The sequence below is a fragment of the Bradyrhizobium sp. Rc2d genome (assembly GCF_900099855.1).
GTDB lineage: Bacteria > Pseudomonadota > Alphaproteobacteria > Rhizobiales > Xanthobacteraceae > Bradyrhizobium.
In genome coordinates, this window is record NZ_FNCU01000043.1 from 26,306 (window position 1) to 39,569 (window position 13,264).

Annotated in this window: 14 protein-coding genes; 12 read left to right on the forward strand and 2 right to left on the reverse strand. The window is 62.9% G+C overall.

Annotation, left to right across the window (positions count from 1 at the left end):
- Window positions 1–56: 56 nt before the first annotated feature.
- Entirely contained in the window at window positions 57–437 is a 381-nt protein-coding gene (locus tag BLV07_RS35025; RefSeq protein ID WP_091894977.1) for an ArsC family reductase, read from the forward strand.
- Here the strand turns inward: BLV07_RS35025 and BLV07_RS35030 are convergent.
- The gene (locus BLV07_RS35030) at window positions 434–1,081 is read right to left on the reverse strand and encodes a hypothetical protein (RefSeq protein WP_091894979.1); all 648 of its coding nucleotides are present in this window, start codon (window positions 1,079–1,081) and stop codon (window positions 434–436) included. The two genes, BLV07_RS35025 and BLV07_RS35030, sit on opposite strands and share 4 nt — an antisense overlap.
- 353 nt (window positions 1,082–1,434) lie before the next feature.
- Here BLV07_RS35030 and BLV07_RS35035 point away from each other — a divergent pair, with 353 nt between their 5' ends.
- The 7 genes from BLV07_RS35035 to BLV07_RS35065 all read left to right on the forward strand — a co-directional run bounded on the left by BLV07_RS35035 (window position 1,435) and on the right by BLV07_RS35065 (window position 7,975).
- Window positions 1,435–2,190, forward strand: a complete 756-nt coding sequence (locus tag BLV07_RS35035; protein ID WP_008551999.1) for an ABC transporter ATP-binding protein — start codon at window positions 1,435–1,437, stop codon at window positions 2,188–2,190.
- Window positions 2,183–2,929: an ABC transporter ATP-binding protein gene (locus BLV07_RS35040; RefSeq protein ID WP_091894981.1), complete on the forward strand. Its 747-nt coding sequence runs from the start codon at window positions 2,183–2,185 to the stop codon at window positions 2,927–2,929. The genes BLV07_RS35035 and BLV07_RS35040 overlap by 8 nt, the downstream gene beginning before the upstream one ends.
- Before the next feature lie 50 nt (window positions 2,930–2,979).
- Window positions 2,980–4,203 carry an ABC transporter substrate-binding protein gene (locus BLV07_RS35045; RefSeq protein ID WP_091894983.1) on the forward strand — a complete coding sequence of 408 codons (1,224 nt, stop codon included), beginning with the start codon at window positions 2,980–2,982 and terminating at the stop codon, window positions 4,201–4,203.
- 60 nt (window positions 4,204–4,263) lie between these two features.
- Window positions 4,264–5,127: a branched-chain amino acid ABC transporter permease gene (locus BLV07_RS35050; RefSeq protein WP_025035788.1), complete on the forward strand. Its 864-nt coding sequence runs from the start codon at window positions 4,264–4,266 to the stop codon at window positions 5,125–5,127.
- Window position 5,128: 1 nt separating this feature from the next.
- On the forward strand, window positions 5,129–6,097 hold the full coding sequence (locus tag BLV07_RS35055) for a branched-chain amino acid ABC transporter permease (RefSeq protein WP_091894985.1): 969 nt from the start codon (window positions 5,129–5,131) through the stop codon (window positions 6,095–6,097).
- A 156-nt stretch (window positions 6,098–6,253) separates the two neighbouring features.
- Window positions 6,254–6,898, forward strand: a complete 645-nt coding sequence (locus BLV07_RS35060; protein WP_091894987.1) for a DUF47 domain-containing protein — start codon at window positions 6,254–6,256, stop codon at window positions 6,896–6,898.
- A gap of 72 nt (window positions 6,899–6,970) precedes the next feature.
- Window positions 6,971–7,975 (forward strand): inorganic phosphate transporter, encoded by a 1,005-nt coding sequence (locus BLV07_RS35065; RefSeq protein WP_091894989.1) that lies wholly within the window; start codon window positions 6,971–6,973, stop codon window positions 7,973–7,975.
- On the opposite strand, the gene sugE is transcribed toward BLV07_RS35065, so the two are convergent.
- Window positions 7,968–8,282 carry a quaternary ammonium compound efflux SMR transporter SugE gene (gene sugE, locus BLV07_RS35070; protein ID WP_091894991.1) on the reverse strand — a complete coding sequence of 105 codons (315 nt, stop codon included), beginning with the start codon at window positions 8,280–8,282 and terminating at the stop codon, window positions 7,968–7,970. The two genes, BLV07_RS35065 and sugE, sit on opposite strands and share 8 nt — an antisense overlap.
- A 157-nt stretch (window positions 8,283–8,439) precedes the next feature.
- Here sugE and BLV07_RS35075 point away from each other — a divergent pair, with 157 nt between their 5' ends.
- The 4 genes from BLV07_RS35075 (at window position 8,440) to BLV07_RS35090 (ending at window position 13,242) form a co-directional block, all read left to right on the forward strand.
- Window positions 8,440–10,062: a peptide chain release factor 3 gene (locus BLV07_RS35075; protein ID WP_091894992.1), complete on the forward strand. Its 1,623-nt coding sequence runs from the start codon at window positions 8,440–8,442 to the stop codon at window positions 10,060–10,062.
- Window positions 10,063–10,344: 282 nt separating this feature from the next.
- Window positions 10,345–10,923 carry a UCP034077 family protein gene (locus BLV07_RS35080; RefSeq protein ID WP_176945958.1) on the forward strand — a complete coding sequence of 193 codons (579 nt, stop codon included), beginning with the start codon at window positions 10,345–10,347 and terminating at the stop codon, window positions 10,921–10,923.
- 69 nt (window positions 10,924–10,992) lie between these two features.
- Window positions 10,993–11,577, forward strand: a complete 585-nt coding sequence (locus tag BLV07_RS35085; protein WP_091894996.1) for an NnrU family protein — start codon at window positions 10,993–10,995, stop codon at window positions 11,575–11,577.
- Window positions 11,578–11,649: 72 nt separating this feature from the next.
- Entirely contained in the window at window positions 11,650–13,242 is a 1,593-nt protein-coding gene (locus BLV07_RS35090; protein ID WP_091894998.1) for a class I adenylate-forming enzyme family protein, read from the forward strand.
- Window positions 13,243–13,264: the final 22 nt, after the last annotated feature.

The window sequence follows — 13,264 nt, forward strand, 5'->3', positions numbered from 1 at the left end:
AACCGGAGTTTCGTACAACGCGGCGGTCACGATACGACGCATGCGCGAGGAACGACTTGCCCAACATCATCTACGGTATCAAGAACTGCGACACCATGAAAAAGGCGCGTACGTGGCTCGACAGCTATGGCGTGCCTTACGCGTTTCACGACTACAAGACGGCGGGAGTCGAGAAGGACAAGCTCAAGCAGTGGAGTGACAAGGTCGGCTGGGAGACGTTGCTCAATCGCGCCGGGACGACCTTCAAGAAGCTCTCCGATTCCGATTCCGACAAGGAAGGCCTCGATGAGAAGAAGGCGCTGGCGTTGATGCTAGCGCAACCATCGATGATCAAGCGGCCGGTGCTGGAAATCGGCGGCAAGCTGCTGGTCGGCTTCAAGCCGGAGATCTATGCAAAGGAAGTTGGAGCCAAGAACGTGGGGGCCAAGGCGCGTTAGTTCAGCTCGATGATCTCGGCGGTGACGCTTGGGCTGGATTGGTCGGCGAGCTCGACCACATCGGCCGCTGCGATGCGGCCGGGCGCACGATGAAAGAGGTCGCGGTCAATTACGGCGCGCAGCCTCGGACGCGGCGGCGCGTCATTTCCGCGCATCAGATTCTTGATCTCGAAGCCGCCGTCTTCGCAGAAGGTCTTCACCGACGCGATGACGTGGCTGACCTTGTCCTCGGTCAGGAACGGCAGCAGCAGCCGTTCATAGGCGACGATGCGACCGTAGATGTCATCGATGTCGGCAACGCTATAGATCGGAAGCGCGCGCGCGACGCATTCGCGATAGATCGGCATCACGAAGGGCGCGAGCCGCGGTCCGACATAGTCGTGCAGCAGGGTGCCCTTGCCGGTATTTCCATAAGCGCGCGAGATGCGCGTGCCTTCGCTCTGGATGGTCAGGTGCGGCGTCGGCGTCGAATTGTCCACCGTGTAATAGATGAGATCGGACAGCTCTTCCTCGAGTCGCGCAGGCTGGTACTCCCAGATCGCCGGTGCGACCTGCTGGCGCGCATAAAGTCGCAGCCACGTGTTCAGGAGATCACGCTGCCTGATCGACTTGACGACGGAGGGCGCGGTGCTTGCGAAATCCAAAACAATATTCCCGGCATGTCAAAACCCGCACATGATCCTCGCCGCGGGAAAATTTTCTATGAAGGCTGGCGCGGGAGACGAAAGACCGTTAACGACGGCTTGATGACCGGTGCTTCGCGAACCGGGAGGCCGGGCAGGCACGACATCAAAAGCATCTCCGACTAAGGGAGCATTTGTATCCCAGCCGGAGGCCTGATCTGCTCAGCTTTCCGCCTTGCCTAACCCCCGTCACCTCCGGCATATTCCGCGCCGGGAGGCGGCGCTCCGGATGGGCTGCAAGGCCTCCGGAAAGCCGAAGTCAACAAGGACAGCCACGCGCGGCCAGCGCGTCGCGCGGGCAGGGGGAAATCTGTTTGGCCGATGAGTTCATTCTCGAAACGGAAGGCTTGACCAAGGAGTTCGCGGGCTTCTTCGCCGTCCGCGACGTTGCGCTCAAGGTTCGCCGTGGGAGCATTCATGCGTTGATCGGGCCGAACGGCGCCGGCAAGACGACGTGCTTCAATCTTTTGACCAAGTTCCTTAAACCGTCTGCCGGAAAGATCCTGTACAAGGGGCAGGACATCACTGCGATGGCGCCGGCGGATGTGGCCCGCATGGGCTTGGTTCGCTCCTTCCAGATTTCGGCCGTGTTTCCGCATCTCACGGCGCTGGAGAACGTCCGCGTCGCACTTCAGCGCCAGCACGGCTCTTCGTTCGACTTCTGGCGTTCCAAGTCCGTGCTCAACCGCTTCAACGATCGCGCGCGCGAGCTGTTGAACGATGTCGGCCTCAGCGAGTTTGCCAATACGCCCGCGGTCGAGATGCCGTACGGGCGCAAGCGCGCACTGGAGATCGCAACGACGCTCGCGCTCGACCCCGAGATGATGCTGCTGGACGAGCCGATGGCCGGCATGGGTCACGAGGACATCGACAAGATCGCGGCGCTGATCAAGCGCATCTCCGCGAAATATACCATTCTGATGGTCGAGCATAATTTGAGCGTCGTGGCCAATCTCTCCGACATCATCACCGTGCTGACGCGCGGCCAGGTGCTGGCGCAAGGCCATTACTCCGAGCTCACCAAGGACGAGCGCGTCAAGGAAGCCTATCTGGGAGCCGGTCATGCCTGACACTGCGATCGCCCAGGCTCCGGCAAAGGCTGCGACCGGCGGAAACATCCTTCAAGTCCGCAACCTCGAAGCCTGGTACGGCGAGTCCCACATCCTGCACGGGATCAACTTCGACGTGAATGCGGGCGAGGTCGTCACCCTGCTCGGGCGCAACGGCGCCGGCAAGACGACCACGTTGAAGTCGATCATGGGCATCATCGGCAAGCGCTCGGGCTCGGTGAAGTTCAACAATCAGGACATCATCCGCGCGACCTCCGACAAGATCGCGCGCATGGGCATCGCGTTCTGTCCCGAGGAGCGGGGCATATTCTCCAGTCTCGACGTGCGCGAGAATCTGATGCTGCCGCCGGTGGTCCGCGAAGGCGGGCTGCCGCTCGATCAGATCTTCGACCTGTTCCCGAACCTGAAGGAGCGGCTCAACAGCCAGGGCACCAAGCTGTCGGGCGGCGAGCAGCAGATGCTCGCGATCGCGCGCATCCTGCGCACCGGCGCGAGCTTCCTGATGCTGGACGAGCCGACCGAGGGCCTTGCGCCCGTCATCATCCAGCAGATCGGCCATACCATTGCGCGACTCAAGAAGGAGGGCTTCACCATCCTCCTGGTCGAGCAGAACTTCCGCTTCGCATCGACGGTGGCGGACCGCTATTACGTGGTCGAGCACGGCAAGATCATTGACGGTTTTTCCAACGCCGAGCTTGCCGCCAACATGGACAAGCTCCACACCTATCTCGGCGTCTAGAACTGCCCAAGAAGTTAGAACCAACGAGAATATTTAGAGAGGGAAGCCGCATGAACACCCGGTCGATCGCTTCATTTCTGCTCGGCACCGCGCTGGCGCTTGCCGCGACAAGCGGCGCGATGGCGCAGGACAAGACCATCAAGATCGGCGTGCTCACCGACAACTCCGGGCTCTACGCCGACCTTGGAGGTCCCGGCTCGACGCTGGCCGCGCAGATGGCGATCGAGGATTCCGGGCTTGCAGCCAAGGGTTGGAAGGTCGATCTCATCTCCGCCGACCATCAGAACAAGCCCGACATCGGCACCGCGATCGCGCGGCAGTGGATCGATGTCGAGAAGGTCGACGTCTTCATGGACGTGCTGAACTCCGGCGTGGCGCTGGCGGTGAACAATGTCGTCAGGGAAAAGAATTCGATTCTGATCGACACGGGTGCGGCGACGTCCGATCTGACCAACGCGCAGTGCTCGCCGAACACCATCCACTGGGTCTACGACACCTACATGCTGGCCAACAGCACGGGACAGGCGCTGGTGAAGGCCGGCGGCGACACCTGGTACTTTCTGACCGCCGACTACGCCTTTGGTCACGCGCTCGAGCGCGACACCGCTGCGGTGGTGGTCAAATCAGGCGGCAAGGTGATCGGGAGCGTCAAGCATCCGCTCAATACCGCGGACTTCTCCTCGTTCCTCCTGCAGGCGCAGGCGTCGAAAGCCAAGATCATCGGTATGGCAAACGCCGGTGGTGATACCACCAACACGATCAAGCAGGCGGCGGAATTCGGCATCGTCGCAGGCGGCCAGAAGCTCGCCGGGCTTCTGCTGTTCATCACCGACGTCCATGCGCTCGGATTGAAAGTGGCGCAGGGGCTGAACTTCACCGAAACCTTCTATTGGGATTTGAACGACGGCACCCGGGCCTTCTCCAAGCGTTTCTCCGAAAAGATGAAGAACAAGGCGATGCCTTCGATGGTGCAGGCCGGCGTCTATTCGGGCCTGATCCATTATTTCAAGACGCTGGAAGCCTTGGGTGGCAATCCGCACGATGGCGCCAAGGTGGTCGCCAAGATGAAGGAAATGCCGACGGACGATCCACTGTTCGGCAAGGGCACGATCCGCGCGGACGGCCGCAAGCTCCATCCCGCCTATCTGTTCGAGGTCAAGAAGCCCGAGGAATCCAAGGGGCCGTGGGACTACTACAAGCTGATCGGCACGACGGCGGCAGACCAGGCTTTCAGGCCGCTCTCGGAAAGCGCCTGTCCGCTGGTGAAGAAGTAGTACCGACAGCGTCCGCTGGCGGGCACCGTCGTCAACAAAACGGGACTGGGTACGAGATCGATGCAGGCTCTATACGCTCAGCTACTGGTGGGACTGATCAACGGCTCGTTCTACGCGCTGCTCAGTCTCGGGCTTGCCGTGATCTTCGGCATGCTCAACATCATCAATTTCGCCCATGGCGCGCTCTACATGATGGGCGCGTTCGTCGCCTATTTCCTGTTGAACCTCGGCGGCATCAACTATTGGTGGGCGTTGCTGCTCGCGCCCATCATCGTCGGCATCTTCGGCATGATCCTGGAGCGGACCATGCTGCAATGGCTGACCGGGCTCGACCATCTCTACGGCCTGCTCCTGACCTTCGGCATCGCGCTGATCGTACAGGGCGTGTTCCAGAACTACTTTGGCTCCTCCGGTCTGCCTTACGCCATTCCGGACCAGCTCAGGGGCGGCATGAATCTCGGCTTCATGTTCTTACCCGTCTATCGCGGCTGGGTCGTCGTGTTCTCGCTGGCGGTGTGCCTTGCGACCTGGTTCCTGATCGAGAAGACGCAGCTCGGGGCTTACCTGCGCGCCGCCACTGAAAACCCGACGCTGGTGCGCGCCTTCGGCATCAACGTGCCGCGCATGATCACGCTGACTTACGGTCTCGGTGTCGGCCTTGCCGCGCTCGCCGGCGTGCTCTCGGCGCCGATCAACCAGGTGCGTCCGCTGATGGGTGCCGACCTCATCATCGTCGTGTTCGCGGTGGTCGTGATCGGCGGCATGGGATCGATCATGGGCTCCATCATCACCGGCTTTGCGCTCGGCGTGATCGAGGGCCTGACCAAATATTTCTACCCCGAGGCCTCCAACACCGTCGTGTTCGTGCTGATGGTGCTGGTGCTCTTGGTGAAGCCAACGGGATTGACGGGAAGGGCAGCCTGACATGACGACCCTGACGGACGACACGCTGCCGACAACCCCTCGCGCCATGCGCGACGAGATGATCGTGTTCGTGGTGATGGCCCTGCTTTTGGCGGCGGTGCCGTTCACGGGAGTCTATCCGTTCTTCGTGATGCAGGCGTTGTGCTTTGCGCTGCTCGCGTGCGCCTTCAATCTGCTGGTCGGCTATGGCGGACTGCTGTCGTTCGGCCACGCCATGTTCCTGGGGACCGCGGGCTATTGCAGTGCGCATGCGTTGAAGGTCTGGGCGCTTCCGCCCGAGCTTGGCATCCTCGTCGGCATCGCCTCTGCGTTCGTGCTGTCGATCGTGACCGGCTACATCTCGATCCGCCGCCAGGGCATCTATTTCTCGATGATCACCCTGGCGCTGTCGCAGCTCCTCTACTTCATCTACCTCCAGGCGCCGTTCACGCACGGCGAGGACGGCATCCAGGGCATTCCGCAAGGGCACATGTTCGGCGTGTTCGATCTGTCCAAGCCGACGGTGCTTTATTACGTCGTGCTGGTCGGCTTCCTCGCCGGCTTCCTCTTGATCTTCCGCATCATCAACTCGCCGTTCGGCGAGGTGCTGAAGTCGATCCGCGAGAATGAGCAGCGGGCGATCTCGCTCGGCTACCGCACCGACCAGTACAAGTTCCTGGCCTTCATCCTATCGGGCACGCTGGCCGGCTTTGCCGGGGCGCTGAAAGTGTTCGTGGCGCAGAACGCCTCGCTCACCGACGTGCACTGGTCGATGTCGGGCGAAGTCGTGCTGATGACGCTGGTCGGTGGCCTCGGAACCATTTTCGGTCCCGTGATCGGCGCCTTCGTGATCATCGCCATGCAGCAATATCTGGCGGGCTTCGGCCAGTGGGTGACGGTGATCCAGGGTGGGATCTTCGTGATCTGCGTGCTCACCTTCCGCCGTGGCGTCATCGGTGAAATCGCGCATTACTTCCGGAGATCGCTCTAAGTAACTGATTTTAAATCTGTTTACAGGTCGCTTGAAAGCGGTGGATGACCCGGCTCCGCGGGCGCGAGATCACACGCGCGTGGATCGAAAATGGTCTATGACAGTTTCATGACGGCCCTTCCGGGCCGGGCCATTTCCAACCGGTAGCCTGTCCCCATGATGCGATGGTTTCGTGCTTTCCTGCCCAAGGAAGAACGGTTCTTCGACCTGTTCGACCGTCATGCCCAGACCGTGATCCAGGGCTCGATCGCGCTCCAGGGCATGCTCAACGGGGGCGAGGAGACGCCGGTCTATTGCCAGCGCGTCAATCAGTTCGAGAACGACGCCGACAACATCACCCGCGAGGTGCTGACGGCAGTGCGCCGCACCTTCATCACCCCGTTCGACCGCGGCGACATCAAGAACCTGATCACCTCGATGGACGACGCCATCGACCAGATGCAGCAGACGGCGAAGGCCGTGATGCTGTTCGAGGTCCGCGCCTTCGAGCCGCCGATGCGCGAGATCGGCGGGCTTCTGATCGAATGCGCCAATCTGGTGGGACGCGCGCTGCCGCTGATGCAGTCGATCGGCCCGAACGTCGCCATGCTGAGCGCGATCACGGAAGAGCTGGGCAAGCTGGAGGGCCGTGTCGACGACCTCCACGACATCGGGCTGAAGGAGCTGTTCCTCAAGCATCGCAACGGCAACGCGATGGACTTCATCGTCGGCGTTGAGATCTACGACCATCTCGAGAAGGTGGCCGACCGCTTTGATGACGTCGCCAACGAGATCAACAGCATCGTCATCGAGCAAGTGTAGCGCATGATGCGGAAAAGTGTGCAGCGGTTTTCCGCTCGGATCATGCGTAAGCTTTAAGGCAGGGGCCGCGCCGTGGATGCTGCGTTGGGTTTTCCCGTCCTGGTCGGCTTGATCGCCGTCGCGCTGCTGTTCGACTTCCTGAACGGCCTGCACGACGCCGCCAATTCGATCGCGACCATCGTCTCGACCCGCGTGTTGCGGCCACAATTCGCAGTGTTCTGGGCCGCGTTCTTCAATTTCGTCGCCTTCATGGTGTTCGGTCTGCACGTCGCCCAGACCATCGGCACCGGCATCATCGATCCCTCGATCGTCGACGCCCAGGTGATCTTCGCGGCCTTGGTCGGGGCCATCGTCTGGAACATCGTGACCTGGGCGCTCGGCATCCCGTCCTCGTCGTCGCATGCGCTGATCGGCGGCCTCGTCGGTGGCGGCATGGCCAAGGCGGGCATTTCGGCGGCGGTGTGGAGCGGGTTGTCCAAGACGGTGCTGGCGATCGTGCTGTCGCCCCTCGTCGGCTTCCTGCTCGCGATGATGCTGGTGGCGATCGTGTCCTGGGCCTCGGTGCGCTCGACACCGTTCGCGGTCGACCGCGCCTTCCGCATCCTGCAATTCGCCTCCGCCTCGCTCTATTCGCTCGGCCATGGCGGCAATGACGCCCAGAAGACCATGGGTATCATCGCCGTGCTGCTCTATTCGCAGGGCCATCTCGGCAGCGAATTCTCCGTGCCGTTCTGGGTGGTGCTGTCCTGCCAGGCCGCAATGGCACTGGGCACGCTGATGGGCGGCTGGCGCATCGTCCGCACCATGGGCCTGCGCATCACCAAATTGACCCCGATGCAGGGCTTTTGCGCCGAGACCGGCGGCGCTGTGACCCTGTTCATGGCGACCTTCCTCGGCGTTCCCGTCTCGACCACCCACACCATCACCGGCGCCATCGTCGGCGTCGGCGCCGCCCGCCGTGTCTCGGCGGTGCGCTGGAATGTCGCGAGCTCGATCGTCTATGCCTGGGTGATCACGATCCCGGCCGCGGCCCTGGTGGCCGCGCTGAGCTGGTGGGCGGTCCAGATCGTCAAGTAACGAGCTTCAATCCGATAATTCCGGCGATGATCAAGGCGATGCTGGCGAGTCGGAAAGCGGTCGCGGGCTCGCCGAACAGGATGATGCCCAGCGTCGCGGTGCCGACCGCGCCGATTCCGGTCCAGACTGCGTAGGCGGTTCCGACGGGCAGTGATTTGAGAGCAACCCCGAGCAGGATGATGCTGCCGGCCATGGCCGCCAGCGTAACGACCGACGGAACAAACTTGCTAAAGCCCTCGGTATATTTCAGGCCGATGGCCCAGGTGATCTCGAGAAGACCGGCGACGAACAAAATGCTCCAGGCCATGACGACCCTCAGTTCAAGGCAGGGTCGTCCCCGCAGGCAATGACCTATGAACGGGAGGGCCGTCCCTCCCAAAGGGCGATATGGGGCTGGCCGGAGGGCTCCGCAATCACCAAATGAGGCTTGATCAGGCCCATTTTCCCTGCCAAACGCTCCCGCCATGTCCGACATCGCCACCACCGCAGCCGAATCGCCGGCCCGTTCCCCGCTTGCTGCTGAAGTGTCGCGGCGGCGGACCTTTGCGATCATCTCTCACCCCGACGCCGGCAAGACCACGCTGACCGAGAAGCTGCTGCTGTTCGGCGGCGCCATTAACCTCGCCGGCCAGGTCAAGGCCAAGGGCGAGCGGCGCAACACACGTTCGGACTGGATGAAGATCGAGCGCGAGCGCGGCATCTCGGTCGTGACCTCGGTGATGACCTTCGAGTTCGAAGGCCTCGTCTTCAACCTGCTGGACACGCCGGGCCACGAGGACTTTTCGGAAGACACGTACCGTACGCTGACGGCGGTCGATTCCGCCGTGATGGTGATCGACGCCGCCAAGGGCATCGAGGCGCGCACCCGGAAGCTGTTCGAGGTGTGTCGTCTTCGGGATATCCCGATCATCACCTTCATAAACAAGATGGATCGCGAGAGCCGGGATGTCTTCGAGCTGCTCGACGAGATCGAGAAGACGCTGGCGCTCGACACCACGCCGATGACCTGGCCGGTCGGCCGCGGCCGCGACTTCCTCGGCACTTATGACGTCGTCAATGGCGGCGTGCGTCTGCTCGAAGGTGGCGGCGCCAAGACCGGCGCGGCGCAGCAGATCGAGATCGCCGAGCTCGCCAAGCTCAATGCGAACCTCGACGTAACAGCGGTGAAGGACGAGCTCGAGCTCGTCACCGAAGCGTCAAAACCGTTCGAGCTCGAAGCATTCCGCGAAGGTCATCTGACGCCGGTCTATTTCGGCAGCGCGCTGCGCAATTTCGGCGTCGGCGACTTGCTGGAAGGCCTCGGCAAGTTCGCGCCCGAGCCGCGCGCGCAGGACAGCGACCAGCGCAAGGTCGAAGCCACCGATCCGCGCATGAGCGCCTTCGTGTTCAAGATCCAGGCCAACATGGATCCGAACCATCGCGACCGCATTGCGTTTGCGCGGCTCTGTTCGGGCAAGCTCAGCCGCGGCATGAAGGCGAAGCTGGTGCGCACCGGCAAGAGCATGCCGCTGTCGAGCCCGCAATTCTTCTTCGCGCAGGATCGTTCGGTAGCGGATGAGGCCTTTGCCGGCGACGTGGTCGGCATTCCCAATCACGGCACGCTGCGCATCGGCGACACGCTGACCGAGGGCGAGGATTTCAACTTCGTCGGCGTGCCGAGCTTTGCGCCGGAAATCGTCCGCCGCGTTCGTCTCACCGACGCGATGAAGGCGAAGAAGCTGAAGGAAGCGCTCCAGCAGATGTCGGAGGAGGGCGTGGTGCAGGTGTTCCGTCCGCGCGACGGTGCGCCCGCGCTGGTCGGCGTCGTCGGCGCGCTCCAACTCGATGTGCTCAAAGCCCGGCTCGAGGCCGAATATTCACTGCCGGTCGAGTTCGAGGTGAGCGAGTTCCAGCTTGCGCGCTGGGTCTCCTCGGAGGATCGCAAGAAGCTCGACACCTTCATCGCCGCCAACACCTCCAGCATCGCCGACGATGTCGACGGCGATCCAGTCTATCTGGCGCGAAACGAGTTCTATCTCGGCTACACCAGGGAACGCGCCGAGGGCATCGAGTTCACCAACGTCAAGGACGTCAAGAAGAAGGGGTAGGGTGGCCGCGCGCCCGGCCGCCGCAGCCACACCCTCCGCTGCGCAGCCACACCCACACCCTCCGCTGCGCAAGCACACCCTCCGCTGTCATGCCCCGGCTTGACCGGGGCATCCAGTACGCCGCGGCCTCTCGATTTAATCACATCCGTCTCGGCGTACTGGGTCGCCCGGTCAAGCCGGGCGACGACAGTGTACTTGAACGCGAGCACGTGAACAGCCGCAGGCTTGACGTTGTTGGAGGCAATGCCACCTTCAACTCATGTGATCTTGCGAGCTCACTGCATGTGGCGCGGCATCATTGTTTTTCTCCTGCTGGCGATATCGACCGTCGCCGCCGACGCGCGGCCCCGCCAGATCAACCCCATTCCGTTCTCGCACGAGCCGTGCAGCGTGCTCGATGGCCCGCCCTGCACGCCGTCCTACTGCAGCCCGCTCGAGCCCGGCCCCTGCATTCCCGAAATCGACTACCCCTACGGCCAGAACCTCCAGGTCACGATCGAGAGCGTGCCGTCCGAGGCGGACCGCGCCAAATACCGGAAGCCCGATCACGATCTCGACACGATCGGCGATCTCTTTGCCGAGCTGCGCAGCTGCTGGTCGCCGCCATCGGACAACGCGCGCGCCGGCATGCAGATGTCGGTGCGCTTCAGCTTCAACAAGGCGGGTGGCCTGATCGGCCCGCCGCGCCTCACATACGCGACCGCGGGCGTGCCGGCCGGCACCCGCACGACCTATCTGAACGCCATCAACGCGTCGCTGCAGGCATGTCTGCCGCTGAAATTCACTGGCGGACTCGGCGGCGCGTTGGCGGGCAGGCCGATCGCGATCCGCTATGTCGACAATCGCGAGCTTGGAAAATAGCGCATCAGTTGCGACCGGCGGCCAATCGATGATACCTCAGAGGCGGGGGCTGCTTTAGGGGAGGATGTCATGGGTCTGGTGGTCATGATCCTGGGGCTGGTGCTGTTTTTTGCCGCCCATATTTTCACGACGAAACGAAAGGCGCGCGCTGAGGCAATCGCACGACTAGGTGAGGGGACCTACAAGATCCTCTATTCGCTGGTTTCGCTCGCGGGGCTCGTGCTGATCATCTGGGGCTTTGCCCATTACCGCAGCTCCGGCTGGATCGACGTCTGGTATCCGCCGAAGGCGCTGAAGCACATCACGCTCGCCTTGATGCTGCCCGCGGTCATACTGGTGGTGGCCTCGTACCTGCGCGGCCGCATCTATGCGACGCTGAAGCATCCGATGCTGGCCGGCATCAAGCTGTGGGCGGCCGCGCATCTGCTCGCCAACGGCGATCTCGGCTCCATCATCCTGTTCGGCTCGTTCCTGGGCTGGGCGGTGTATGATCGCATTACGCTGAAGCATCGCACCGATGCCGGCGGCCCGCCGATCCCGGTCGGCGGTGTCACAAATGATTTGATCGCGATCGCAGTCGGTGTTGTCGCTTATCTTGCGCTGGCGTTTGCGTTCCACCCTGTCGTGATCGGTGTTCCCGTGATCGGCGTCTAGCCGGTCAGCACAAGACGACACCCGGTGTCCATGCGCGGAAGATAACAAGAGCAACAAGCCGAGGACCCTTCGATGGACTGGTCGCAATCTCAGATCCCGCCGATGCGGTTCGAGGCGCGCTTTGGCGATCGGGTGGTGCCGGCATTTTGCGATCGGCCATCGAGCCTGTGGGCGATGATTGCGGAAGCCTGCGCGCGCAATGGCGATGGTGAGGCGCTGATTTGCGGCGACGTCCGCCTGAGCTGGCGACAAGCCGTCGAGCAGACCGCGCGGATTGCGTCCGGTCTTCGCAAGCTCGGCCTGCAACGCGGCGACCGCGTCGCCATCCTGCTTGGCAATCGCATCGAGTTTCCGCTGCTGCTGTTTGCCGCCGCGCATGAGGGGCTGGTCACGGTGCTGCTCAGCACGCGCCAGCAGAAGCCGGAGATCGCCTATGTGCTCACGGATTGCGGCGCCAAGATCCTGATCCATGAGGCCGCGCTCGCCGAACGACTGCCCGATCCGGGCGATGTGCCCGCTGTGATCCATCGCATCGCCATCGACGACGATCCGGCCCGGTCGCGCTTCTCCGCGCTCGCCGACAACGCGCCGGCGCCTGCGCCGGTCGAGGTCAATGAGGAGGACACCGCGATGATCCTCTACACCTCGGGCACGACGGGCAAGCCGAAGGGCGCAATGCTGGCCCATTGCAACATCATCCATTCTTCGATGGTGTTCGTGTCCTGCCTGCAGTTGACGGAGAGAGATCGGTCGATCGCCGCGGTGCCGCTCGGCCACGTCACCGGCATCGTCGCCAACATCACGACCATGATCCGCTGCGCTGGCGCGCTGATCATCATGCCGGAGTTCAAGGCGGCCGATTATCTCAAGCTCGCCGCGCGCGAGCGCGTCACCTACACCGTGATGGTGCCGGCGATGTACAATCTCTGCCTGCTGCAGCCGGATTTCGACGGCTATGACCTGTCGAGCTGGCGCATCGGCGGCTTTGGCGGCGCGCCGATGCCAGTCGCGATCATCGAGAAGCTCAAGGCGAACATTCCCGGCCTGAAGCTGATGAACTGCTATGGCGCGACCGAGACGACGTCGCCCTCGACCATCATGCCGGGCGAGCTGACGGAGAGCCATATCGACAGCGTCGGCCTGCCGTGCCCGGGCGCGCGCATCGTCGCGATGGGAGCGGATGGACGCGAGCTGCCGCATGGCGAAATCGGCGAGCTCTGGATCCAGGGCGCCTCCTTGATCAAGGGCTATTGGAACAACCCGAAGGCCACGGCCGAGAGCTTCACCGGAGGCTTCTGGCACTCCGGCGACCTCGGCTCGGTCGACGCCGAGGGATTTGTCCGGGTGTTCGACCGGCAGAAGGACATGATCAATCGCGGCGGGCTGAAGATCTATTCGGCCGAGGTCGAATCCGTGCTGGCCGGCCATCCCGCCGTGATCGAGAGCGCGATCATTGCCAAGGCCTGCCCGGTGCTGGGCGAGCGCGTCCACGCCGTGGTGGTGACGCGTAGCCCGGTCGCCAGCGAGGCTCTGCGGGACTGGTGCGCGGAGCGGCTGTCCGACTACAAGGTCCCCGAAACCATGGCGATCACCGCCGAGCCATTGCCACGGAACGCCAATGGCAAGGTGCTGAAACGGCAGTTGCGGGAGCTGCTCGAAAGCTGAGCCGGGCAGGCGGCTCCGGGCT

Excerpts from the sequence above, each read along its gene's own strand:
- BLV07_RS35085 (WP_091894996.1), top strand. The coding sequence starts at position 10,993 with ATGGGTCTGGTGGTCATGATCCTGGGGCTGGTGCTGTTTTTTGCCGCC.
- BLV07_RS35080 (WP_176945958.1), top strand. The coding sequence starts at position 10,345 with ATGTGGCGCGGCATCATTGTTTTTCTCCTGCTGGCGATATCGACCGTC.
- BLV07_RS35060 (WP_091894987.1), top strand. The coding sequence starts at position 6,254 with ATGATGCGATGGTTTCGTGCTTTCCTGCCCAAGGAAGAACGGTTCTTC.
- BLV07_RS35090 (WP_091894998.1), top strand. The coding sequence starts at position 11,650 with ATGGACTGGTCGCAATCTCAGATCCCGCCGATGCGGTTCGAGGCGCGC.
- BLV07_RS35040 (WP_091894981.1), top strand. The coding sequence starts at position 2,183 with ATGCCTGACACTGCGATCGCCCAGGCTCCGGCAAAGGCTGCGACCGGC.
- BLV07_RS35055 (WP_091894985.1), top strand. The coding sequence starts at position 5,129 with ATGACGACCCTGACGGACGACACGCTGCCGACAACCCCTCGCGCCATG.
- sugE (WP_091894991.1), bottom strand. The coding sequence starts at position 8,282 with ATGGCCTGGAGCATTTTGTTCGTCGCCGGTCTTCTCGAGATCACCTGG.
- BLV07_RS35045 (WP_091894983.1), top strand. The coding sequence starts at position 2,980 with ATGAACACCCGGTCGATCGCTTCATTTCTGCTCGGCACCGCGCTGGCG.
- BLV07_RS35050 (WP_025035788.1), top strand. The coding sequence starts at position 4,264 with ATGCAGGCTCTATACGCTCAGCTACTGGTGGGACTGATCAACGGCTCG.
- BLV07_RS35075 (WP_091894992.1), top strand. The coding sequence starts at position 8,440 with ATGTCCGACATCGCCACCACCGCAGCCGAATCGCCGGCCCGTTCCCCG.